Below are 24,490 nucleotides of genomic sequence, written 5' to 3' on the forward strand. Positions count from 1 at the left end.
TTTGCAACGCGAAGAATCCCTCGATGAAACCCTGTGGGGCTCCGCCGAAGGGATTCTTCGCGTTGCTCAGAATGACGACTTCTTACACCGTTTCAAACTGAGCCACGAACGTCAAGGGACGACGGGAGCAAAAGAGCATAACATATTGTTGTATATGTTGTAAAATTGGAACTATGGGCACCTATCCGGCGGTGCCGATCAACAATCAATCACCCCGCGCAGTGTTCGAGACGCAAGTGCTGTACTACATGTGCTCACAACAGTGGTATAGTATTCCGTCATCACCGTGCACTCGCCATATCGCACACAGAACCCATGTTTGAAACAGAGATTATTACCCCCGAAGAGCTCGGCCGTTTGGCGGCCGAAGTGCCCGAACCGAAGACCGTCGGCGAATGCGACGGCGTGACGTTCAAGACCGAAGAAATCACACTCTATCGTTCTCCGAGCACCGCGGCATCGCGCCGAACAGCGGCCCGTGTTGGGGGCATGCTTGCTCGAACGGCGCCGGTGATGATGCTCGACCGGCTTGGCTCGAAGAATGAAATGCTTCGTGCATATCACGAAGCAAAAGAAACGGATCCGGAATGCGCACTCTTTGAGCTTCGGCATTTTCATGGCAAAGAGGTCACGGACGAACTCGACGAGATCAAGCAAGCGCTTGCTGGGGGCACATTCGGTACGATTATTCTATCCGATTTGGAGCGGGCAACCGACACCGAGCGGCATAAACAACTGCTCGTCTCTCGGCTGATCGACTGGGCCAAGAGTTTCGGCTTGGCGGTGATCGTCTTCTCCCGAGACGGCTCGAACAAATCGGAGGCAGGCCGCTATGGCCGCGGTGCGATGGGCAGGCTCGTCGGCAGTACCGACCGCATCCTCGTGGCCGTCGATCCCGTTCGCCAGGCACAAGAAGAAGCCGAGCGACGCAAGCCGGCCCCGAAGAGGGTTACCTACCGTGTCATACAGGATTTTTGGAATTGCAAGCAGCGTCTTGGAAAAAGTATCGGCCAGGTCACGGACCCGCGAGATTATGAAGTTATTCTTCAGGGATTGCGGGATAAAGAAGAGCTCGTTCGAGGCGGCTATTGGCTGATGAGAGGGGTAACCCGAAGCGCATTCGAGAAGATCAAAGAGGAATTTTACACCTCTAATGCACAGGAAATAAATGAGTTAGAAGAGTGCGTGTGTCGGCGTGGCCCTCTGAAAACCTACGAGGAAGAGCTCCGCGAAGAAATGGAAAATCCCTTCCTCGACGAGCCCGAACCGGACGAAGGACTGGCTGCGGCGGCATAAGAATGCAGGCGGATGAAGTATTTTTCACCGCCCGTGGTGAAACAACACCTGCGTACACGGGTCTAAGAAAGGAGGGTAGGTGCGGCAGGATATGCCAACCCCATCCCCATGGAAATAGACAGTTGCTGACCACCCGTTTTATTCGCGTTTACCCGCTCCCCAGAATATTATTCATGATGCAGAAGTATTTGTTGTCAGTTGTAATCGCAGTGATCTTCGGGTCGGTGTTGGCAGTGTCGCTTGACTCGTGTAAGCACGATGCGTTTCATCCGCTCTCGCCTGCGGACACAACCGGAAAGCACGACACCACGGGCAACGGTGCCAAGGATACGACCGGCACCGGCGGAAAAGATACTACCGGCACCGGTGGCGGGACGAATTGGGGCTTCGATACGTCGCTCTATGTTCCGAGCCATCCGTGCAGTTCGGACAGCGTCTATTTCACCAACGATATTTTACCGCTCATTGGCTCGAACTGTGCAATGAGCGGATGCCATGACGGTGGGCAAGGCGAAGGACGCTTCGCGTTGAATTCGTACCCGAGTATCAAAGCGTATGTCCGCACGTCGAGCCCTACGACGAGCAAGCTCTACACGGTGCTCAGCGCGCGAGGGGAAGATGCAATGCCGCGCAACGGCACTCCGTTTACTGCCGCGCAAAAAGCGCAGGTGCTGAAATGGATCCAGCAGGGCGCGAAGAATAATAGTTGCGACGGGAACTGCGACACGGTCGCAACCTATTCTCAAACGATCGTTCCGATCATGCAGAATGCATGCCTTGGTTGCCATGCCGCTCCGGCCACTAACGGAGGCGGATTTGTGCTCGAGACGTACAGCCAACTACAGGTGTACGTGAAGAACGGGAAACTCATGGGAGACCTGACGAAAGCACCCGGCTATAATGCCATGCCCCAACAGGGTGCGATCTCTCCGTGTGACCTCAATGCGTTCAAGATTTGGGCCATGCATGGTGCGCCGAATAATTGAGTCGTCATGTAGCATTTACAACTGATTTCGTGTCTATACAATAATGATGAAGCATTCTGTCATCCTGATGGTGCTCGCCCTGGTGTTTCTTGCGAGCTGCTACTACGACAACGAGGCCTCGCTGTATCCGCCATCGTCGAATTCGATCGATACGACGGGCGGCGGCGGATGCGATACGTCGAACGTTACCTATGCCGCAACGATCGCACCGCTCGTTTCGCAGCGATGCTTGCCCGCCTGTCATTCGGCAACGACCTTTGCCGCCAGCGGTGGCAATGTGAATCTCGATGGCTACAACAACATCAAGATCTATGCCGGCAATGGCCGCCTGCTCGGTGCGACCACGCACTCGCAAGGCTACGTCCCGATGCCGAACGACAATACGACGCTCACGTCGTGTCAGGTCGCATACTTCCGTGTGTGGATTCGCGCAGGGTTTGCCAATAACTAAGGAGCCGGTATGAAACGTATATGGAAGATCCTGATCGTCGTCGTCGTGCTTGGTGCCATCGGCGCAGGCTACGGCTACTACCAGTTCAGCCGTCCGAATAAAGATCTTGCAACGGCACGGCCCGATGTTACCGTCACCGCTTCCGATCTTGTGAATGCCTACAGCGCCGACGAGACTGCCGCCACAGCTAAGTACGCGGCGAGGGATAAGGTAATTCTCGTGCGCGGAGTACTGAAGTCGATCGAACGCGATTCGGCAGGCACGGCGAGCCTGGTGCTCGACGGCGGCATGCCGACGTCGGTTGTCTCGTGCCAGCTTGCGCAGGCGCACATCGGCGATGCGCAGTGGGTGCATGCCGGTGACAGCGTCTCGGTGATCGGGTCGTGCAGCGGGTTCGAGAATCTCATCGACGTCCGGGTCGTCATGACCCGATGTGCCGTCGAACGTCCGCATGCCGAGTAGGGGAAGATGAGAAATTGTTCATTTGTCGTGAGGATCAGCCTATCGAAGATCGATACTATGTGTTTCTAGTGTTTATCATGCCGTGACCACATTGGTCATAGCAATTTTACGAATGACTACTATGAACAGGATCCGGATCATCACGACCGCAGTGCTTGTCGTTTTGGCGTCGCAGGTGCTGGCGCAGGGCAAGTACTTTACAAAATCGGGCTACGTGCATTTTTATGCGTCGACTGCGGTCGAGAACATCGAAGCGAAAAACAACAAGGGTACATGCGTCCTCGATGCCAAGACCGGCGCCGTCGAGATGCAGATTCTGCTGAAGGCCTTCGAGTTCGAACGCGCACTGATGCAGGAGCACTTCAACGAGAACTACGTCGAGAGCGACAAATATCCGAAGTCTACCTTCAAAGGTTCGATCTCCAACATCGCATCGATCGACTTCTCGAAGGACGGGACGTATCCCGTCGAGATGAAGGGCACGCTCACCATTCACGGCGTAACGAAGAACATCACGCCGAAATCGAAGATCGTGATCAAAGGCGGCAAAGTAAACGCGCTCACCTCGTTTACGATCTTGCTTGCCGACTACAATATCGAGATTCCGTCGGTCGTGGCCGATAAGATCTCGAAGACCGTGAAGATCGACGCCAACATGTGGCTGGACCCGCTGAAATGAAAACACGAATCGCACTCTTCGCCGCGCTGCTCCTGCTTGCGGCCACGACGACGCGCACCTTCGCTCAGGAAAGCGGAGACTTGTTAGATCTTGTGAAGGACACGACACAAGAGACCGAGTACGTCAATAATGCGTTCAAGTCGACACGTGTGATCAACGGACAGTCGATCGAAATGCTCGGCGCCGGAACGCTCGACTTCCGTATTCTTCATCGCTTCGGGGCGATCAAGACCGGGGTGGACGGCTTGTGGGGGCTCGACCAATCGACGATGCGTTTCAGCTTCGATTGGGTGCCGATCACGGACCTGCAGGTCGGTGTCGGACGTTCGACGGCCAACCGCGAATACGATGCACTCGTGAAATACCGTCTGTTGCATCAATCCACTGGCGCCCGGAATATGCCGGTCTCGGTGGTGCTCGATGCGGGTGTAACGTGTTGGACAGGACCGTGGACCGATCCGACGCGGCCAAATTACTTTTCGTCGCGCCTGTCGTACTATCAGCAAGTGCTCGTCGGTTCGAAACTCAGCGAAGACCTTTCGCTGCAAATCTCGCCGACGCTCATCCATCGTAATCTTGTGCCGACGGCCGGCGATCCGAACGATATCTTCGCGCTTGGCTTCGGCGGACGCTTCAAGCTGACGAATCGTATCGCGTTCGTCGTGGATTATTACCACGCCTTCAACGGCATGGTGAAGGATCTCAACTACGATCCGCTATCGATCGGCTTCGATATCGAAACCGGCGGACACGTGTTCCAACTGCATATTACCAATACGAAGGGCATGAACGAACGAGCGTTCGTGACCGAAACGTATCAGAATTTCTTCAAAGGCGACATTCAGTTCGGCTTCAACATCAGCCGCGTGTTCCAGCTATAACGAACGATACGTCATTCCGAGCGCAGTGGGAAACCGCATTCCAACGCTCAGAATGACGACGCCGCTTGATTAGAGCGATTCGATCACTCGTTTGAGCTTTGCTTGCACTTCGGTTGCGATCGGCATGAGCGACTCGTTCTCCACCGCTTGCATCGAGGCAATAGGATCGATCGCCGAGACTTCGATGCCTCCGTCGTCGTGCTGCTGAACGATGACCGAGCAGGGGAGCATGGTGCCGATTTTATCTTCCGCACTAATCGCCTTGTGCGCGTAGTGCGGATTGCAGGCGCCGAGAATGCGGTAGTTGCGAAAATCGACATCCAGCTTCTTTTTCATCGTCGCCTTGACGTCGATATCTGTAAGAACGCCGAATCCCTCGGTTGCCAGCGCTTCGGTCACGCGGGTGATGGCTTCGTCGAATGAACACTGCAAGTTCTTGGTGAAATAGTAGGGCATAGTTCTCCGGTTGTTCGTTTCTCATTAGATGCGCCATCTGCGGAAACGATGCGGCCGGAGGAAGACTACCGTAAATTTGCCCTTCATTCTCAATTCGCATGGCCGACGTATTCATCTCGTATTCTTCCGCCGATCACGACGAGGCGCTCGCCTTGGCCGGACGGCTTCGTGCGGCCGGCTATACCGTTTGGATCGACGAATCCGCCATCGGCGCCGCGTCCAAATGGACAAAAGAGATCGTCCTTGGCATCGAGGAATGCAACGTGTTCATCCTCCTGATCAGCAAGCATTCGTTCGCGTCGCATAATGTGATCAAAGAATTGTCGCTTGCATCCGAGGCGAACAAGAGCATCGTTCCGGTGGACATCGAAGCGGTCGAGCTCACACACGATGTAAAGTACCAACTCGCGGGTATTCAGCGAGTCCCGTATTCCGATAGCGCCCGCATCATCGAAGCCGTCGGTCGCTTCCTGGTGCCGAAGGCACCAGTATCGAAGTGGAGCAAGCTGCGCAGCAGAATCCGCCTTGCGCCACGACTCAAGAAGAAGCTCGTGCGCACGGTCATCGTGCTTGCGTGCCTGATCGTCTTCGGAGAAGTATTCGATCTGCTGACGCCATCCGACCCGAAACATGCGGTGGCTGCGACGACGACGAAAAAGATGGTCGTCGTGCCGTTCCAGAGTTTGTCGTCGAACAAAGACGACGAGTTCTTTGCCGACGGGTTGACGACGGAGCTGATTGCCACGTTGTCGCACCAGTCGGATCTCGACGTCGTCGACCGGCAAACGACGATGCAGCTTAAAGGCCGCAAGGACGATGTGAAGGAGATCGCGTCCGATCTCGGCGTGCGCTATGTGGTCGATGGCACGGTGCGTAAGCAGGACAAAACCGTTCGCATCACCGCGGAGCTTGTCGATGTGCAAACCGGAAAGGTGACAAACCTGGAGAACCTCGACGGCAACACCGACGATCTGCTTGAATTGCAGACGCGGTTGGCAATGACTATCGCATTTCAGTTGCAAGGGACGATCGGAGAGGGTAGCTTCCTCGACTCGACGACGATGCGCAATGCAACCTCGAAGCTGGAGGCATACACCGCACTTGCCGAAGGACTCAAGCATTTTACGCGAGTCACAACCGACGAGCAGCTCCAGCGCGGCTTCGCGTCGATGCAGGCGGCGTCGAAGATCGACCCCAAGTACGTCTATCCGTACTTCCTGAGTGCCGGAGGGTATCTCGCGCGATTCTCGGGCTTCACGCACGATCCGCGCGACTTGCAGAAGGCGGACTCCTTTGCACGGGTCTGTGTGCGTACGGATCCCAACTTCTTCGAAGCGTATACGTTGCTCGTGCAGACGTCGCTGATCCGTTCGCAGTTCGACTCGGCAATCTATTTCGCTCAACGAATCGTCGCGCTGCAGCCAAAGCAAAGCACCGGGTATTCGTTGCTCGGCAGTACGTACTACAAACTCGGGAGGTTCGACCGCGCGGCGGAGAATCTCGAACAGGCGGTTCGCCTGAGCATCACCGATCTGCCCGACTGGAGCACGCTCATCGATTGTTACGGGGCGCTCGGCGACACCGCACATCGCAACCAGCGTATCCACGATTCTAAGCCGCTCTACGATCTTTTCCTGCAACGCTACCCAACTAACACGGCCGTGCGGCTGCAATACGCAGTAAACCTCGCTAACTTCGGCGACCGCGCGGGGACTCATGCGCAGATCGAACGCGTGCTCTCGGCAAGCAAGCTCGAGCCGACGGAGATCTACAACATTGCGTGCTGTTATGCGCTGCTCGGTGAAACGAACGAAGCGCTTGCGATGCTTCGTCGCTCACTCGACGCAGGGTATGACGAGGGCGGAGATATCGCAACGGATCCGGACTTCGCAAAGATCAAGCACCTCGCCGAGTTCAAAGAACTCGCCGCGAAATTCGCCGCATCGAAAACTTCCGCCAAACGCTAAGACCTCCGGCATTTCGGAGTGTAAGCAGATGTCATTCTGAGCAACGCGAAGAATCCCTCGATTCAACGCAGTGAGGCTCCGCCGCAGAGATTCTTCGCGTTGCTCAGAATGACGATTGGAATAGAGCCAAAACTGAGTCATTACCGCCGATTTGCGGCTGAATTACCTTGTCGGCATCGGTGTTATAGAAGCGTTGGGAATCTTGCTCTTTGTATTTTGCGGCAAGCGGAACAACCCGCATATTGGATCGGAAGCACGTTTGTCACGCCGCATTCTCTCTGGTATGTACTCACACAATACCTTGACACAACACTGTTCTTATGGGTTTTGAGGAATTACAAATAATCGAACCGATCCTGAAGGCGCTTCAGGAAGAAGGCTACAAACAACCGACGCCGATCCAGGCACAAGCCATCCCCATCGTACTGGAAGGCCACGATCTCCTGGGCATCGCCCAGACGGGCACCGGCAAGACCGCCGCATTCGCTATTCCGATATTGCAAAAGCTGCACGCCGTGCGGCCGCAGGGCAAAGAACGTCGCATCCGCGCACTCGTCGTTACGCCGACGCGCGAACTTGCGATCCAGATCGAAGAAAGCTTTCGGGCATACGGCCGGCACCTGCACCTTACGTGCACCGTCATCTTCGGCGGTGTCAACCAGAGTCGCCAGATCGCTGCGTTGCGCAAGGGCGTGGATGTTGTGATCGCCACGCCTGGTCGCTTGCTGGATCTCTTCCAGCAGGGGCACATCTCGCTCGACGACATCCACATGTTCGTCCTTGACGAGGCCGACCGCATGCTCGACATGGGCTTTCTGCCCGATGTGAAGAAGCTTGTTGCGCGCTTGCCGCAGAAACGGCAGTCGCTCTTCTTCTCGGCAACCATGCCGTACGTGATCTCGCAGCTTGCGCATCAGATTCTCGATCATCCGCAGCGTGTCGAAGTCACGCCGCCGTCGACCACGGTCGAGCGTATCGATCAGACGGTCTATTATATCGGGAAGCCGAAGAAGTCGCAGCTATTGATTCATCTTCTCGACGAGCTCAATATCGAATCGGCCCTCGTCTTCACGCGCACGAAGCACGGGGCCGATGTGGTGACCCGCATTCTCAATCGCGCGAACATCGCCGCCGAAGCGATTCATTCGAACAAGACGCAGAACGCCCGACAGAAGGCGCTGACGGCGTTCAAAGCCGGGCGCATGCGCGTACTCGTCGCAACCGACATTGCCGCACGCGGCATCGACATCGACGATCTCGAGTACGTCTTCAACTATGATATTCCCGATGTAGCGGAAACTTACGTGCACCGCATCGGCCGCACAGGTCGCGCAGGGGCGGCAGGAAAGGCGATTGCGTTTTGTTCGTCGGACGAGCGCGATAACCTTCGCGCGATCGAGCGGTTGACGGGCAAGAAGATCGAGACCGTACCCGATCATCCGTTTGCGTCGAGCGACGTCCCGGCGCACCGACCGGCAGTAGCAAAGACGCCGCCGAACGCCAGCGCCGATGTGGTCGCCGAACGCATGCGCGAACTGGCGAAGCACTCGCAGCAAGGCGGCGCCAAAGCGCCCACAGAACCTCGCGAACGCAAAGACCGCAGCGGCGGCGGCGAACAACGACAACGCGGCGGCAATGCGCGACGCGAGCGTCCGCCCGTTGAGCACGGTTCACGCCGTCGAGAGATGACACGCGAACGCGAAGAGCGCATCCGGGGCGAGCATACTCCGCACGAAGGAGCAAAACCGCAACGTCGCGACAACGAACAGAAGCAGCACGAGCCGAAGTCGAATCGCCAGAACGATCATCGTCCGAAAAAGCAGGGCGAGCACACCGCTCGTAAACCGGCCGAACACAAACCGGTTCGCCGCGAACATGCCCACGAGCATTCCCAGGAACACAAGCACCCGACACACTCGCATCCGCATCAGGAGTCGGGAAAAGCAAAAAAGAAACGCGGCGGTTGGCTCGGCGGGATCTTCCGTCGGAAGAAAAAATAAGACGCAGATCCCTTCGCGCACATGCCTGTTCTTTCGGTTAACAAAGTCAGCAAGGACTTTCGGTACAAGCCGCTCTTTAGCGACGTCACGTTCAGCATCGACTGGTCCGAACGACTCGGGCTCATCGGTACGAACGGCAGTGGCAAGAGTACGCTCATGCGAATCGTCTCCGGCGAAGTCATCCCCGATAGCGGCGAGGTCGTCGTTGCAGAGTCGAGCCACGTCGGATATCTGCCACAGAACCCGATCTTCGATCCCGAGCACACCGTGCTCGATGCGATCTTCTCGCGTAACTCCGAAGCGCTCTCGCTCATACACGATTACGAGCAGGCCTGCGAAGACCTGATTCATAGTCACGGCGATGCAGCAGTTACGCGCCGTGTCACAGAACTTGCCGCCAAGCTCGACGCTGCCGGAGCATGGGACGTCGAGACGAATGCGAAGGTCATCCTTTCGAAACTTGGGATTACCGATCTCACAGCCAAGATGGGGACGCTCAGCGGCGGTCAGCGCAAGCGCGTGGCCCTCGCTCATGCGCTCATCGTGCAACCCGATCTCTTGATGCTCGACGAGCCGACGAATCATCTCGATGCCGAGACGATCTCGTGGCTCGAACAATATCTGAAACGATACAGCGGCGCGCTCTTGCTCGTCACCCATGATCGTTACTTCCTCGATCGCGTCACCGATCACATCCTCGAAGTAGATCGCGGCACCACGCAGGTCTTCAACGGCAACTACCAGTATTACCTCGAACGCAAGGCAGAACAGGAAGAGCTGCGAAAGGTCGAAGGACAGAAACGCCGCTCGCTCGCAAAGCGCGAACTCGCGTGGCTCAAGCGCGGCGCCAAGGCCCGCACGACGAAGCAGAAGGCCCGCGTCGATCGCGCGACAGAGTTGATAAATACGCCGCAAGATCAGGAGAAGGAAGTGCTGGAGCTGAAGATCGCTCCGAGGAAGCTCGGTTCGAAGGTCGTTGATTTCGAAAAGGTGACCAAGTCGTTCGGCGATAAAGTTCTGCTCAAAGACTTCACATACTCGGTCACCAAAGGCGAACGCATCGGCATTATCGGTCCGAACGGTTCGGGGAAGACGACGCTGCTCGAGATGATCTCCGAGCGCATGAAGCCGACGAGCGGGAAGATCGAAGTCGGTTCGTCCGTCGTGATCGGATACTACGATCAGGAAAGCCGCGACCTCAATGAGAACTCGCGCGTGATCGACTACATCAAAGAGATCGGCGAAAACCTGCCGACCGCCGACGGCGGGACGATCTCCGCGAGCCAGATGCTCGAGCGATTTTTGTTCGCGCCGGAGATGCAGTACTCCGTCATCGGCAAGCTCTCGGGCGGCGAACGGCGCAGACTCTATCTGCTTCGCCTCTTGATGACAAATCCGAATGTGCTGCTCCTTGACGAGCCGACGAACGATCTCGACATCCCGACGCTCGTCGCGCTCGAAAGTTTTCTCGATGATTTCGAAGGGACGCTTGTCGTCGTGAGCCACGACCGGTATTTCCTCGATCGCACGATCGATCACATTTTCCGCTTCGAAGGCGAAGGTCGCATTCGCGAATATCCCGGCGATTACTCTGCCTTCCTCGAAATCCGCGACCGTGAAGAACGCGAAGCTGAAGAGCATGCTCGGTCACAATCGAAGAAACAAGCGGCTTCGGCCACGCAAGAGCCTGCAAAGAAAGCCAAGCTCTCCTTTAAAGAGCAAAAGGAATTCGAGCAGTTGGAAAAAGATATTCCAACAGCAGAGGCACGCAAAGCAGAACTCGAGTCGCAGCTATCGAATGCCGGTTCCGATTACGAACTGATCCAAACGGTCTCGAACGAACTCGGCGCACTCAGCACTGCACTCGACGCCAAGGTCGAACGGTGGATGGAGTTGGCGGAGTTTGCGAAGTAATCCGAAGTAGCGCCGACTTTAGTCGGCGCCTGCAAGTGACACTCCGGATCCGCCAACTGAAGTGTGCGCATATAGAATGCCTATCGTATGCGCCGACTGAAGTCGGCGCTACTTATTTTGCAGTACATTTGTGTCTTTCATGATCGATGTCATTCTGAGCGAAGCGAAGAATCCCTTTCGGTGAGACACGACCGTTCGGGCAGTTCCGAAGGGATTCTTCGCTTCTGCTCCTGTGGTCGCAGAAGAATGCTCAGAATGACGCATGTATCCGATGGAACCCCAGTCTCAATTATGCGTTAGCATTAACGATGAATAGCTTCAACACTACGACCACGACCACGACGCCCTCCGGCGCCCGGGTCTGCTCGTAGTTCTGCAAGCACAAAGTGTGATGCGAACGGCAGGCCAGAAGGCCTGCCGTTTTGCGTTTGGTAGCAACGTCACGTGCCAGTGCCATTGCGAGGAAGACGCGAAGCGTCGACGAAGCAATCTAAAAACTTGACCCGAGGTGCAAGCTCGAAGATTCCAGATTGCTTCGTTCGGGCTAAAGCCCTCCTCGCAATGACATTCGAGAAGAACGAGCCGGAAAACTGCCGGAGAGGAAAGTCCAAGTTTATTGTTTCACACAACCTATGAGTTCGAACATCAAAATTACATTCCCGGACGGTGCGGTGAAGGAATTCGCCGCTGGCACCACCGGCATGCAGATCGCCGAATCGATTTCACCGCGGCTGGCGCAGGTGGCGCTGGGCATTATCGCCAACGGCAAGCCGCTCGATCTTGCTACGCCTATCACGGAAGACGCCGCCGTGAACATCGTCAAGTGGGAATCCGACGAAGGGAAGTCCATCTTCTGGCATTCGAGCGCGCACTTGATGGCCGAGGCCGTCGAAGCGCTCTATCCGGGTACGCGGTTTGGTATCGGTCCGCCGATCGAGAACGGCTGGTACTACGATATGCAGCTTCCGGAAGGCGTGAAGTTGCAGCCGGACGATCTCGTGAAGATCGAAGAGAAGATGTACGAACTCTCCTCGCGTGACGTGCCCTACAAGCGCATCCCGATCGAATGGGACAAGGCCGTTGCATATTTCAAAGAGAAGAACGACTGGCTGAAACTCGAACTGCTCGATGGCCTCAAGGGAGTGCCCGTCACGTTCTACGAGCAAGGCAACTTCGTCGATCTATGTCGCGGTACCCACGTCCCGTCGACGGGGAAGATCAAATTCCCGAAGCTGCTGTCGATCGCAGGCGCATACTGGCGCGGCGACGAGAAGCGGCCGATGCTCACACGCGTGTATGGCATCAGCTTCCCGACGAAGAAAGAGCTTGAAGAGTATTTGAAGGCGCGCGAGGAAGCCGAGAAGCGCGACCACCGCAAGCTTGGCAAAGAGCTTGAGCTCTTTATGATCACGCCGAAGATCGGCGGCGGCCTGCCTGTGTGGCTGCCGAACGGCGCCGTCGTGCGCAATCAGCTGGAGACCTTCCTGCGCAAGGCCCAGCAGAAATCGGGTTACCTGCAAGTCGTCACGCCGCACATCGGCAACATCGAGTTGTATAAGACCAGCGGACACTACCCATATTATAAAGACAGTCAGTTCACGCCGATCGAAGTGGATGACGAACAGTATCTGCTCAAGCCGATGAACTGTCCGCATCACCATATGATCTATGCGTCGAAGCCGCGCAGTTATCGCGATCTACCGCTTCGCTTCGCCGAGTTCGGTACGGTGTATCGCTACGAGCAGTCGGGTGAACTCAACGGTCTTTCACGCGTGCGCTCGTTCACGCAGGACGACGCGCATATTTACATGATGCCCGAACAGTTGAAGGACGAACTGATGAGCGTCATCAAGCTCACGCAGTTCGTTTCGACGACGCTCGGCTTCAACGACTTCAATATCCGCCTGTCGTTCCGCGATCCCGCCAACACCACCAAGTACGGTGGAAGCGACGAGCAATGGATCCAGGCCGAAAAGGACGTAAAGGAAGCAGCCGATGCGATGGGTCTTGACTACAAGATTGGCATCGGCGAGGCCGCGTTCTACGGGCCGAAAATCGACTTCATGCTCAAGGATGCGCTCGGCCGTTCATGGCAGCTTGGCACGGTTCAAGTAGACTATGTCATGCCGGAGCGATTCAACCTCGAGTACATCGGCGCGGACAACCAGAAGCATCGCCCGGTGATCATCCACCGTGCACCGTTCGGTTCGTTCGAGCGGTTCATCAGCTTGCTCATCGAGCACTATGCCGGTAACTTCCCGGTCTGGCTTGCCCCAACGCAGGTTGCAGTGCTGCCGATCACCGATGCGCAGACCCCCTACGCCGAGGAGATCGCGAACATTCTTCGCGAAAAAGGAGTCCGGGTCGTGCTCGACGCCTCGAACGAGAAGGTGAACGCCCGAATCCGTGACCAGGAGGTCAAGAAGGTGCCGATCATGTTCGTGGTCGGTGGCAAAGAGGCCGAGGCACGTTCTGTGGCCCTCAGACGCCACGGAAAGGGGAATTTAGGAACGATTCCGCTTGAGGAAGCATTAACGCTTGTCACATCGGAATCCGCGATTCCGGAATGAGTTCAAGGATCGGGGCGGGAGTGATTCCGCCCCGTATCCGTCATACGAACAAGGACATATACACTAAACAAGAACGTATTTGACACTGGGTACTATTTGCTCGGTATGCTTAGACCATCACGACTCCAATAATGGCTAAGATACCGTTTACTCCGACACTAACACCGAAGCCGAATCCGCGGCAGAATCGCTTCAGCCGCGAAATGCCTGTCAAGAATTTCGGCGTTCGACTCAACGAGCAGATCCGCGTTCCGCAGATCCGCGTCGTCGACGAAAATGGCGCACTGGGAGTGATGACTCCGCAGGATGCGCTTCGTATTGCACGCGAGCGTGGCGTCGATCTCATCGAGATCGCCCCGACGGCAGATCCGCCGGTCTGCAAGCTCATGGATTTCGGTAAGTACCGATACGAGCAGCAGAAGCGTGATCGTGTCGCGAAAGCGTCGCAGCATAAGCAATTGATGAAAGAGCTGCGCTTTCATCCGGGTACCGATACGCACGACTTCGACTTCAAGCTGCGACATGCACGCGCCTGGATCGAAGAAGGCCACAAGGTCAAGGCGACGGTACAATTCCGCGGTCGACAGATCGCGTATAAAGAATTCGGTGAGAATCTTCTGAAGAAATTCACCGAAGCGCTGAGCGACATCGCGAAGGTCGATCAGGACGTCAGCCTCTCGGGCAAGCTCATGACCATGGTGTTCTCACCCGGCAAAGGCAAGAGCAAAGGCAAGGGCGGCGACGGCAGCGACAACGACGCGCCGCGCTCGAGCGAGCCGACCGAATTCGCGCTGAAGTTGAAAAAGGCGACGGCCGCACAAGCGCCGGCCCCAGCCCCTGCTGAAACGGATGCGGAAGCTCCGGCGTCAGAATAATATATGAAGTGTAAATAAATACTAGAAACGACAATGCCAAAGCAGAAGACTCACTCCGGCGCGAAGAAGCGCTTTACGGTAACCGCTTCCGGTAAGGTGAAGCGCGAGAAGCCGTTCCATAGCCACATCTTGACTTCGAAGACGCAGAAGCGCAAGCGCTCGCTCCGTCAGTCGGCGATCCTCAACGGCACCGACTCGAAGATGATCAAGAAACTGCTTGCCGAGTAACCGTTCGAACGTGTACGGCAAGGGAGGTCTGCGCCTTCCTTGCCGCCAAACGGTTTTTCCTCCCCGGTTGTTTTTTTAGGCCCCACACAGTCCTTCTCCATGTGTGCGGTGCGTCCTGACGCTATTTCCACGTCCCCATTCGTGTGTTGTATTTGTGTTGTTTGATGAACCATGAAACGATCACTCTACGTACTACTTGCTATTCTATTGCCCGTTGTAAGTATTGCTCAACGCGGTATCCGCAACGACGGTCGTGAATTTTATCTTGGGTTGCTGACTCCGGGAAATGTGACGCAAGTACCGAACGGGGCGAACCAGTTCAATGCGTTCGCCGAGGTCTATGCCGTGAGCGGCGCGACGGTGCGATTCTCTTATTTCGATGAACTGGGAAATGAAGAGATCCTGAAAGTGGTGAAGGTCGCTGCCCGCCAGAGCACTCAGGTGCAGCTTGATGTGCGCAAAATGCGCATGCGCGATACCGGCGAAGTGCCCGAATACAAAGCCTGCCATGTGGTTTCTGACGCTCCGATCTCACTGCAATTTTTGAGCGCCGGTCCGTCCGACGACGGCTCGTATCTCGCGCTGCCGATGCAATGCCTCGGCAAGAAGTATGTGGTCATGTCCTATCATGACAATGTCGGCGGCTTGGGCAGCTTGCTCAAACACCCCGACGATCCGGGAGCGAACACCGCGGGATATTTCCTGATCATCGCTACCGAAGATGGCACTTCGGTGCAATACGCACCCAACGTTACGACGGCAGCAGGAAAAGTCGGCGCCCATGGCTATCAGGCAGACGGCTCCGTTCGAGTGTATGGGACGGTGCTCAATCGCGGCGATTGTTATCTCGTCAAGTCGCCGGCATCGAGCGAGACCGACGACATCTCGGGCTCGCTCGTCGAGACAAGCCGTCCGGTCGTTGTGCTTGCCGGTCACGAGAATGCCTACACCGATGGCAGCGATGTCGGGACGGCATCGGTCGAGCAGCGTGACTTCATGATCGAGCAGATGATTCCGTCCGACTGTTTCGACACGATGGGATATATCACGATCCCGCTGATCGATTCGCCGCCTCCGACCTCCGGCGGTACGGGCGATGAATTCCACATTTTTGTTGCCAACGACAAGACTGCTGTGGCGACCATCAATAATGCATACGATATTAACGGCGCCTACTTCGCGAGTACCGTCCAAGGGATTCTCGGCATCTCGACACCGGCCGTGATCCATGCGAAAAACGGCGTGCCGTTCGGGGCAATGATGTACGATCAGCGTATGCAAACAACGACCCCGAACGCAGCAAACCCGGCACCGTCGATGACTTCGATCGTCGCAGAATCGGGATGGAAGTCGGAGTATGCGCTTGCATTTCCGAAGGATACGAATTCGACTGCCTACCAGCAATACTATTTGAATATCATCTGCTCGTCGTCCGATTGGAACCGGCAGTTGATCCAAAATATCTACAATGGCAAACCGTCGCAACCGGTCCAGAGCTCCGGTCTGCTTGTCAAGAAGACATGGGTCGTCCCCGGTGGCGAAGGATTGATGGGAGCGCAAATCTCGGTGCCCGTGAGTTCGAACTGTTACGTGTACAGCGTACCGTTCGGAGCCGATACCGTTCGCCCGAAGTTCATGGCCTACGTGACAGGGATGCGCAACACCTTCGGTACATACTCCGAGTTCTCGAACCCTGCGGGCATGGCATGCAACCGTATCGGCGCGCCGGACCCCGAACTCGCTCTGTCTGTCAAGCAGAACTGTGCAAACTGGAATATCTGCGCCGAAGTGAAGGGCGATTCGGCAAGCGCTGTTCGTTATGTCGAACTGCTGAACTACACCAATAATACGTTCTATCCCACGGCTCGGGTCGCGAAGAATATCGTGCTCGATCCGTCGCTCGATACGCTCGGCAAAGGCGATATCATTCGTTCGGATAATGCGAAGAAATTGTGCTTCGACGTCTTCACGCCGAACCCGGCGGATTCGTCGTATGGGACCATTGCAGTCTACGACAATTCGGGCTACGTGCAAACGGTAACACTGAACTCGAAGCCGATCATCAATGCCGCGATTGCACCCGGTATGACTCGAATCGCGTCCGATACATTCGCATTCCCGGTGTTTGCGGCAGACAGTGAAGGCTGCGGTTATATCGATATTTCGGCATTGTCGAAGAACGAAGCGATCCCGTTCGGTATCGATAGTATCTATGTCAAAGGCGATGCGGCGAGCATGCGCATCAATCCGCCGATGACGAACTTCCCGATCACCGTGCAAGCAGGCCAGTCGCTGCGCGTACCGATCTGCTTCCGGCCGGACGATACGAGCAACTACTCCGCGCAGATCGTCTTTGCAAAAGAGTGCGGCGGAACATTCCGCTTCGTGGTGCAAGGGAAGGGCGCAACTGGCTTGATCCAAGCGACCGACCTTGCGATCGGTGCGACGGATTCCAACGATGTTAACTGCGGGAAAGTCACGATCAGTAACACCGGGACGCGTCCGTACACGCTCACCGGTGCGGTCGTCAGCGATCCGATGTTCACCGTCGACCCTGCATTCCTTGCGACGCTCCCGAAAACGTTCGCACCCGGAGATCGTGTCGATGTACAAGTCTGCTTCAAGCCGACCGATCGCGAATTTCATACTGCAACGATCACGTGGCAGACGAACCTTTCGCCGAATGCACGCCTGGCTGCGGAGACCAAAAACATCTCGTTCCTCAGCGGTCAAGGGTACGATCCGAGCGTTTTGTGGTCACCGCGTTCCGTTGTTCTGCTCGGCGATACGAGCAAGCCCACCTTGCAACCGAAGATTCGTGTCTACCTGACGAATCGAGGCGCTCTCAAGCGTATACAAGTTCATAGCATTACCCTCACCGGGGAGAATGCATCGGAATTTCAGATCACGGATAACGAATATGGGCTCAGCCCGCTTTCGAACTTCTACATCAACGTGAAGGATAGTATGTGGGTCGAGGTACAGTTCACACCGAATCTGACGAAACCATATCCTGCGAAGTGGGCCGATCGCTCGGTATTCCTATCCGCATTATACGATATCGAGAATTCGGGCGTGAAGAACAACACCCTGCTCGATCCGCTCACCGGTCGTTTCCTGGAGCCGGATGCCGTGTGGCTGCGACCGGACGCGCCAGGGTCGCTCTATGCAGTCATGCAAGAAGGTCGCATCCTGATTCTCGCCGCGAACGATGCGCACCGTGCCTTCGAGTGCTCGCTCTACGATCTGCTCGGCCGCAAGGTTGCCGATTGGGGAAGCGTCACGCCGCCGGGCGACGGCAGCTACCTTGCGTTGCCGACGAATTCGATGCCGTCTGGCATGTACATCCTGCGTCTTGGCGCGGCAACAACCCGCGTGATCAAGCGCTGACGACTTATTGCTCTGCGGCCCAAGGTCCAGATGGACCTTGGGCCGCAGTGTGTTCAACGTGTGTCGTATGATTTTTCGGTCCGATTCCCTCGTAACTTGACGGGGGGCTGAGCGTTCTCCTTCTGAGAACGCTCAGCTATCTATGAAGCACAGTTCCTCTATATCCTATTCGATTATACGTCGGTTGATGCCCTCTGTGCGAGTATGGTTGTTGCTCGGATGTTCGTTGCTGGGCCTGCCCGTGGTACAAGCACAAGGTGTTTCGAATGAGGGGAGGGATTTTTATCTCGGGTTACTTAGTCCTTCATTTAATAAACAATCGGTCAACTACTTCGGTAAAAACTTGCAAGGGTTATATAAGGCGTATGCTGTTGTATCCACTTATTCCGACAATCAGATCACTCTGAACTACTTCGACGATAATGGCTACGAGGTGAATTTTTCAAGCTATTCAGTCGCAGGCGGACATAGTATCCGTATCCCGCTCGACATAGAGCGTATGCAGATGGCAGAACCTGGGGAGGTAGCGGAAATGAAAGCGTGCCACATTCGCGCTGTAAAGCCTGTGACCGTCCAGTTCTATTCGGCAGGTTCGAATTCCGGAGAGAGTTATCTCGCATTGCCGACCGCTACGTTAGGTAAGGTATACGTGGTTCAGAGCTACTTCGACAACGAGGGTGGCATCGGTGGTGTACTGAGCAATGAAAACGCCTCGGGCTGCTTCATGGTAATCGCAACATTCGATGCCACGACGGTTACGATTATTCCGAGCTCGACCACGATAAAGAAACATCAAGGGGTCAACTGTGGAGCAGGAAATACTGGCATCGAGGAGCCGTTCACCGTCCGGTTGAACCACGGTCAGGCGTATCTGGTGAAGGGGAAGGCCGATGGGTCGGGATGCGACATGTCGAATTCGCAGGTTATTGCAGATAAACCAGTCGTAGTAATTGCCGGTCATGAGAATGCGTTCACAATCGGAAGTGACCCGGCACTCGTCGGGTCGTCAGGACTTGAAGCTCGTAACTACATGGTTGAGCAGATGCTGCCTGTGAATATTTGGGATACGATGGGATACGTGTCCATCCCGTTCCTAGATTCACCGGGCGCGTCAGCAGGGAAGGGAGACGAGTTCGCATTTTACTCCGGCGTCATTCCCAGTTTAAATTTGCCGGGCCCGTCGGGCACGAAGATCAATGTTACGCCAAGCCATTATCTCGATGACGTAGCGCCGTATGCTGTGCCACCACCGGACATCATCGGTGATACCATGCCGATTGAAGCGCACGCAACGAATGGTGTGAAGATGGCGATGGTGCAATACGATCAACGAATGCAAGGCAGCGCACCGCCATTCCCGGCGCCAACACAGATGACGATCGTCCCGATGTCACGCTGGAAGCGAACCTACATCCTCAACGTCCCAAACGATTCCGTCGATCAGGGACACTCGCACTTTATCAATGTAATCTGCAACACATCGGATTATACATCAGGATACATCACGGTCTCGAAAGATGGTGCGCCGGCCGTAGCACTCAATGCATTTGGCACTGTGCGAGCGACGTGGCCGAAGATACCGAACTTCGATTCGCTCTCAGGATACTCGATCGCTGTAGATCCCGGCACGCTTCTCATCCGAGGTGCCACAGCATCGCCATACATGGTCTATAACTATGGCGACCCGACATACGACTTCGACAGCATGTCATTCAAGATCAAGCCGGCCGTTTTCGCAACGACCTATTCGAATCCTGCTGGATTCATGCTTGCCGGGAATGGACAGTCGATCGGCAGTAGCGTCGACACACTTTGTGCGAAGTGGCATCTGTGCGCACAGATTCCAACCGGAGAAAAGCGGGCAATTCAGAGTTTCCAAATCGTCGATGATGCGAAAGGAGATTTCCTTCCTCAACCCGGCCGGTCGTTCAACGTGCGGCTATATTCGTTGATTTTTCCAGATCAGATTGGGGAGATTGCGTTCGGTGCACGCAATCGCTCCGAGTGTGCCGATATAGTGGTGGAGAACCCATTCGACACAGCCGAGGCGACGGTTCAGGTCAATGACGATCAAGGCAATACGGAGATTGTGCATCTTCATTGGTCGCCCATGCCGGTCATGGTTTCGACAATCCCTCGGACGGTTCTTCAACATGATACGGTGCGATTCCCTGTCGTCTCTCTTCACGGAGATACTTGTGTAACGATTAATTACTCGGTACATGACGCCGACACATCGGTGCGCATCGAGGCATTATCTCTTACGCATGGCGACGCTGGTTTTCGAATTGCTTCCACCACGCCCGCACTTCCGGTCTCACTCTCGAATGGTGATTCGTTGGCTGTGACCGTGTGTTACTCGTCGGTCGATACAGTACATCGCGCAGATTCGCTCGTTGTTAGATTGTCATGCGCAAACCAATATATAGGGGTTTTCGCGCGCGGTGGAGTTGGGCGTTTCTCGGCAGGAGATCTGAGCATCGACAGTGTGCCGCTTTCGGCGATCGGTTGCGGCGAAGTCGAATTACGTAATCTTGGAGATTTCCCTATAAGCATCACTGATACAAGCATTGTCGGTGACGGAGCGATCACCTGGGATCCTGCGAACACCGTCCGTCTTCCGTTTACGATTCCACCTGGTGGCAGCGTTCCAGTCCGGTTTTGCTTCCATCCGGTCGTTGCCAAGAGCGATACTGTTATCGTGTACTGGACCGTTGCCGATGCAGATGGAGTAAGGTATGCGATCAAGTCCACTTCTTCGTTGCGTGGTTCAACACTTAATCCGGCATTGGTCTCATCTCAAGGTGAGTCCTTGCACCGGATGTATGCAACACAAACGAACGGTCTGTTAAGGGTGAAGATGACAGAAGATGTCGGTGCGGTGTCGTCAGCAATGCTCTACGATGTCCTCGGACGCTGTGTCGGTGTATGGGCTCGCGATGAAATCAGTATCGCAGGCAACGAGCTACGGGTGCATTTGCCGCCGCTTGCGGCTGGCTCGTATATCCTCCGAGTGGATGCAGGTAACAATCCAGCTACATTGACGATCATCATCTTCTAACACATCATGAAGATTCGAAATATCTGTGCTGCAGCGCTTGCGCTTGTCGCCGCCCGGATCGGTACAGTCGACGCCCAGGGCCTCAACTCCGACGGTCGTGATTTCTATGTGGGATTTCTTTCTCCGTCGGTGTTGAACCAGCATATCGACACGAACTTTACGCGCTACTTCGGTGCGTACGCTCTCGTGTCGAGCTATGCCGACAACGAGGTGTCGGTTTCGTATTTCGATAACAGCGGCAACGAGACTGCGGCGAAGACCTATACAGTAGGTAAGTTGCGGGCCGTTCAGATCCCGCTCGATACCAGGCAGATGCGCATGAGCGACCCCGGAGAAATACCGGAGTACCGTGCTTGCCATATCAGCGCGCGAGGGCCGGTGAACGTTACGTATTTCAGTGTCGGGCCGTGTTCCGGCGGGAGTTATCTCGCAAGTTCGACGGCTGCACTCGGCACGAAGTACGTCGTACAGAGCTACCACGATAATATCGGCGGGGTCGGAGGGCTTGTATCTCGTGAAAACTCCGCGGGCTACTTCATGGTCATTGGTGCATTTGACGGGACGACGGTCACCATCACGCCGAGCGCAACGACAGCCGGTGGACATACGGGCGTGAACTGTGGTGCCGGTGCGACGGGAGTGCCAGTGCCGTTCACGATCGGCCTCAACCGCGGACAGTGTTACATGGTCAAAAGTGCCGCAAGTGGTACGGGATGCAATATCTCGGGCTCGACCGTCGTATCCGACAAGCCGGTTGCCGTTCTCGCCGGACATGAGAATGCACTGACCGATGGGAGCGATCCGCAACTGGGTGGCGGACGTGCACTCGAAGCCCGAGACTATATGGTCGAACAGATGTTGCCGGTTGAATTCTGGGATACGTCGGGATATTTTTCCGTGCCATTCATCGATTCGCAGGAGCCAGCCAACGCAGGGCAAGGGGATGAGTACGAACCCTTCACCGGAATAATCCCTGGGCTTGGCGGCCCTGGTCCGAGTGCCTCGAATATATCTATGAATACGGGTACCAAGACGTACACAAACGTAGCCCCCTACAAGACGCCGCCGCAGTTGTTGAACTGGGCATCGCCGGTCGACTTCACCTCGACGAACGGCACGAAGATCGCGGTTGTGCAATACGACCAGCGAATGCAAGGCGCGGGTGCCCCGTATCCTGCACCAAGCCAGCTAACGGTCATCCCTCGATCTACGTGGAGATCAAGCTACGCATTCTTCATCCCGAATAATCAGTTCGAGATCCTGCAGGGGTATTATTTAAACCTTATCTGTTCTCGCTCAAGCTATGACAATCGGAAGATACTCGTGAGTGTGAACGGCGCGAAGCCCGCACCGCTTCCCAATGGGCTGGCGACAAAAAAGAAGTATGCTGTTATCCCTGACACACCGGAGCTTGTTGGGTATTCTCTTTCGCTCGGACCCGGGAGTTATTATCTGACCGATACATCGGGACAGCCGTTTCAACTGGTCAACTACGGCTTCCGAGCATTCGACCCCGACCGTGATCTTGGCGACTTCGACGGTGACGATTTCTTCTTCTCGTACGCATCTCCGGCCGGCTTCGTCGCGAAGGGTGACTCTGCGTCGGCAGGGAAGCTTGTGGTCACGGTCGATACACTCTGTGATCATTGGCATATCTGTGCAATAGACCGCAGAATCTACATGCCCGGTATCAAAGCATTTCAATTGGCCGACGATCCGAACGGCTACCTGACTCAGATGCCGATCGCGCGGCACAATCTTCGCTTCGATCCGACGGATGCCGGGGTGATCGCTCACTACCCGTACGAGCTGATTCGTAGTGGTTTCGATACGCAACTCTGCGCGGACATGTATCCGGAGTTTCCGGGCGATACGGCTTACGGTTCGGTGTTCATCGTCGATAACGCCGGACATTCATACCGTGTCGATTTGCGCAGTATGCCGAAGCACCTAACAATCACTGCGTCGCCGAATTATCTTAGTGGCCGCGATACGCTCTTCTTCCCGAGCACGCTTGCTGGTGGCGATACGTGTGCAACATTGTTCGTGATCAATAACGGGAACAAAGACGATTCGTCGATTATAGTAACAGCGGCCACACTCGACAATACGTCTCGGTTCGCTGTCGCAGGTCTTGCACCGACGCTGCCCATAATGCTTGCGCCTGGCGATTCGCTCAGGATTACAATCTGCTATACACCATCGGCTACCGACACTGCCAATGGGATGCTACACATTCAGACCCTGTGCGGCGAGACCGACGTGACGCTTCGCGGTACATCCGGCTATCCGGTGATTACCGCAACCGATCTGAACTTCGGAACGCTCGGTATCGGGAAGACGTCGTGCAAGCCGCTTACCGTGACGAATATCGGTGCAATACCATTTACACTCGTGAAGGGTATACTCAGCGATACCGTCCATTACTCCATCGATCCGCAAAGCCTCAGCCGATTGCCGATGGTACTGACGCCCGGTCGGATCGACACGATTACTGTCTGCTACCGTCCGAACGGTGCATCGGCCGATTCGGCTCGGATCGATTGGGTCACCGATCAGAAGAATCAGAGTACGTACGGACTGAAAACCTTCTCGATGCTTACTGGCTTCGGACAGAATCAGGATGTTCAATGGACGAGCGACTCGCTCACGATCGCTGCCGATACGACGATTAATCCCGTCGAAGGAATTGGGATCGCAACCCTCTGGAATGCACGCTCAACTACGGCGTTCATTCGCGATATTCACCTGAGTGGACCGGACGCAGCGGAATTCCAAATTGCGGAAAATCAACGCGGGATCGATCCTCCGCGAAACTTCAACCTGACTTCGGGCGAGATGATGTGGCAGAAAGTACGGTATTCGCCGGATCTGTCGCGGGCATGGGCAAACGTCGCTCGCCATGCGTTGCTCGTCGTCTCGTTCAACAACGAAGCCGGGACTCGGGTCGACTCGGATGTCGTAGCGCTTACCGGGACGTTCAAGGAGCAATCGTCGTCGGTGTCAGTTGGCGACGAACTGCATACGCCGCCCACCGTTCGGGTGGTAGGGAAATATCTCGTTGTGAGTATCGCACCCAAGGCGGACGACCCTGCTACATTCGAGCTGTTCGATCTTCTCGGCAGGAAGATCGCGATGTGGCCGCAGTACTTCCAACCCACAACCGAAGGCAACGTAGTGCTCCCGTTGCCTCAGCTCACGGGAGGGTTATATGCACTACGCATCTCGTGTCGTGCGGAGCAACATGTGTCCAAGATCATTCTTGCACCATAGA

Annotated in this window: 16 protein-coding genes; 15 read left to right on the plus strand and 1 reads right to left on the minus strand. The window is 55.6% G+C overall.

Features of this window, described 5'->3' with window-relative positions:
* The first annotated feature begins 315 nt into the window (after positions 1-315).
* The 6 genes from JSS75_02105 (at position 316) to JSS75_02130 (ending at position 4,755) form a co-directional block, all read left to right on the plus strand.
* Positions 316-1,296: a hypothetical protein gene (locus tag JSS75_02105; GenBank protein MBS1902482.1), complete on the plus strand. Its 981-nt coding sequence runs from the start codon at positions 316-318 to the stop codon at positions 1,294-1,296.
* 176 nt (positions 1,297-1,472) lie between these two features.
* Positions 1,473-2,282 (plus strand): hypothetical protein, encoded by an 810-nt coding sequence (locus tag JSS75_02110; GenBank protein MBS1902483.1) that lies wholly within the window; start codon positions 1,473-1,475, stop codon positions 2,280-2,282.
* A 43-nt stretch (positions 2,283-2,325) separates the two neighbouring features.
* Positions 2,326-2,733 (plus strand): hypothetical protein, encoded by a 408-nt coding sequence (locus JSS75_02115; GenBank protein ID MBS1902484.1) that lies wholly within the window; start codon positions 2,326-2,328, stop codon positions 2,731-2,733.
* A 9-nt stretch (positions 2,734-2,742) separates the two neighbouring features.
* On the plus strand, positions 2,743-3,195 hold the full coding sequence (locus JSS75_02120; protein ID MBS1902485.1) for a hypothetical protein: 453 nt from the start codon (positions 2,743-2,745) through the stop codon (positions 3,193-3,195).
* A gap of 121 nt (positions 3,196-3,316) precedes the next feature.
* A complete protein-coding gene (locus tag JSS75_02125; protein MBS1902486.1) occupies positions 3,317-3,874 on the plus strand; it encodes a YceI family protein in 558 nt (185 codons plus the stop codon).
* On the plus strand, positions 3,871-4,755 hold the full coding sequence (locus JSS75_02130; protein MBS1902487.1) for a hypothetical protein: 885 nt from the start codon (positions 3,871-3,873) through the stop codon (positions 4,753-4,755). Before JSS75_02125 ends, JSS75_02130 begins: the two co-directional genes overlap by 4 nt.
* A 69-nt stretch (positions 4,756-4,824) precedes the next feature.
* On the opposite strand, the gene JSS75_02135 is transcribed toward JSS75_02130, so the two are convergent.
* Positions 4,825-5,211, minus strand: coding sequence for a DUF302 domain-containing protein (locus JSS75_02135; protein MBS1902488.1), 387 nt, complete (start codon positions 5,209-5,211; stop codon positions 4,825-4,827).
* 98 nt (positions 5,212-5,309) lie between these two features.
* On the opposite strand from JSS75_02135, the gene JSS75_02140 reads away from it, so the two are divergent.
* From JSS75_02140 to JSS75_02180, 9 genes are all read left to right on the plus strand, one after another.
* On the plus strand, positions 5,310-7,178 hold the full coding sequence (locus JSS75_02140) for a TIR domain-containing protein (protein ID MBS1902489.1): 1,869 nt from the start codon (positions 5,310-5,312) through the stop codon (positions 7,176-7,178).
* Positions 7,179-7,498: 320 nt separating this feature from the next.
* Positions 7,499-9,178 (plus strand): DEAD/DEAH box helicase, encoded by a 1,680-nt coding sequence (locus JSS75_02145; GenBank protein MBS1902490.1) that lies wholly within the window; start codon positions 7,499-7,501, stop codon positions 9,176-9,178.
* Between the two features lie 21 nt (positions 9,179-9,199).
* The gene (locus JSS75_02150) at positions 9,200-11,092 is read left to right on the plus strand and encodes an ABC-F family ATP-binding cassette domain-containing protein (protein MBS1902491.1); all 1,893 of its coding nucleotides are present in this window, start codon (positions 9,200-9,202) and stop codon (positions 11,090-11,092) included.
* A gap of 632 nt (positions 11,093-11,724) precedes the next feature.
* Positions 11,725-13,662 (plus strand): threonine--tRNA ligase, encoded by a 1,938-nt coding sequence (gene thrS, locus JSS75_02155; GenBank protein MBS1902492.1) that lies wholly within the window; start codon positions 11,725-11,727, stop codon positions 13,660-13,662.
* A gap of 203 nt (positions 13,663-13,865) precedes the next feature.
* Entirely contained in the window at positions 13,866-14,537 is a 672-nt protein-coding gene (locus tag JSS75_02160; protein MBS1902493.1) for a translation initiation factor IF-3, read from the plus strand.
* 33 nt (positions 14,538-14,570) lie between these two features.
* Positions 14,571-14,765, plus strand: coding sequence for a 50S ribosomal protein L35 (rpmI, locus tag JSS75_02165; GenBank protein MBS1902494.1), 195 nt, complete (start codon positions 14,571-14,573; stop codon positions 14,763-14,765).
* A 171-nt stretch (positions 14,766-14,936) separates the two neighbouring features.
* Positions 14,937-18,155 carry a hypothetical protein gene (locus tag JSS75_02170; GenBank protein ID MBS1902495.1) on the plus strand — a complete coding sequence of 1,073 codons (3,219 nt, stop codon included), beginning with the start codon at positions 14,937-14,939 and terminating at the stop codon, positions 18,153-18,155.
* Positions 18,156-18,396: 241 nt separating this feature from the next.
* Complete coding sequence (locus tag JSS75_02175; protein ID MBS1902496.1) at positions 18,397-21,216, plus strand: IgGFc-binding protein; 2,820 nt, start codon at positions 18,397-18,399, stop codon at positions 21,214-21,216.
* Positions 21,217-21,222: 6 nt separating this feature from the next.
* The gene (locus JSS75_02180) at positions 21,223-24,489 is read left to right on the plus strand and encodes an IgGFc-binding protein (GenBank protein ID MBS1902497.1); all 3,267 of its coding nucleotides are present in this window, start codon (positions 21,223-21,225) and stop codon (positions 24,487-24,489) included.
* Position 24,490: the final 1 nt, after the last annotated feature.

It is taken from the genome of Bacteroidota bacterium, from assembly GCA_018266755.1.
In the GTDB taxonomy this organism is placed as follows: domain Bacteria; phylum Bacteroidota; class Ignavibacteria; order Palsa-1295; family Palsa-1295; genus JAFDZW01.

What these genes read in the sequence shown, in the direction of transcription:
- JSS75_02105 (MBS1902482.1), top strand. Translation starts at nt 316, where the DNA reads ATGTTTGAAACAGAGATTATTACCCCCGAAGAGCTCGGCCGTTTGGCG.
- JSS75_02110 (MBS1902483.1), top strand. Translation starts at nt 1,473, where the DNA reads ATGCAGAAGTATTTGTTGTCAGTTGTAATCGCAGTGATCTTCGGGTCG.
- JSS75_02115 (MBS1902484.1), top strand. Translation starts at nt 2,326, where the DNA reads ATGATGAAGCATTCTGTCATCCTGATGGTGCTCGCCCTGGTGTTTCTT.
- JSS75_02120 (MBS1902485.1), top strand. Translation starts at nt 2,743, where the DNA reads ATGAAACGTATATGGAAGATCCTGATCGTCGTCGTCGTGCTTGGTGCC.
- JSS75_02125 (MBS1902486.1), top strand. Translation starts at nt 3,317, where the DNA reads ATGAACAGGATCCGGATCATCACGACCGCAGTGCTTGTCGTTTTGGCG.
- JSS75_02130 (MBS1902487.1), top strand. Translation starts at nt 3,871, where the DNA reads ATGAAAACACGAATCGCACTCTTCGCCGCGCTGCTCCTGCTTGCGGCC.
- JSS75_02135 (MBS1902488.1), bottom strand. Translation starts at nt 5,211, where the DNA reads ATGCCCTACTATTTCACCAAGAACTTGCAGTGTTCATTCGACGAAGCC.
- JSS75_02140 (MBS1902489.1), top strand. Translation starts at nt 5,310, where the DNA reads ATGGCCGACGTATTCATCTCGTATTCTTCCGCCGATCACGACGAGGCG.
- JSS75_02145 (MBS1902490.1), top strand. Translation starts at nt 7,499, where the DNA reads ATGGGTTTTGAGGAATTACAAATAATCGAACCGATCCTGAAGGCGCTT.
- JSS75_02150 (MBS1902491.1), top strand. Translation starts at nt 9,200, where the DNA reads ATGCCTGTTCTTTCGGTTAACAAAGTCAGCAAGGACTTTCGGTACAAG.
- thrS (MBS1902492.1), top strand. Translation starts at nt 11,725, where the DNA reads ATGAGTTCGAACATCAAAATTACATTCCCGGACGGTGCGGTGAAGGAA.
- JSS75_02160 (MBS1902493.1), top strand. Translation starts at nt 13,866, where the DNA reads ATGCCTGTCAAGAATTTCGGCGTTCGACTCAACGAGCAGATCCGCGTT.
- rpmI (MBS1902494.1), top strand. Translation starts at nt 14,571, where the DNA reads ATGCCAAAGCAGAAGACTCACTCCGGCGCGAAGAAGCGCTTTACGGTA.
- JSS75_02170 (MBS1902495.1), top strand. Translation starts at nt 14,937, where the DNA reads ATGAAACGATCACTCTACGTACTACTTGCTATTCTATTGCCCGTTGTA.
- JSS75_02180 (MBS1902497.1), top strand. Translation starts at nt 21,223, where the DNA reads ATGAAGATTCGAAATATCTGTGCTGCAGCGCTTGCGCTTGTCGCCGCC.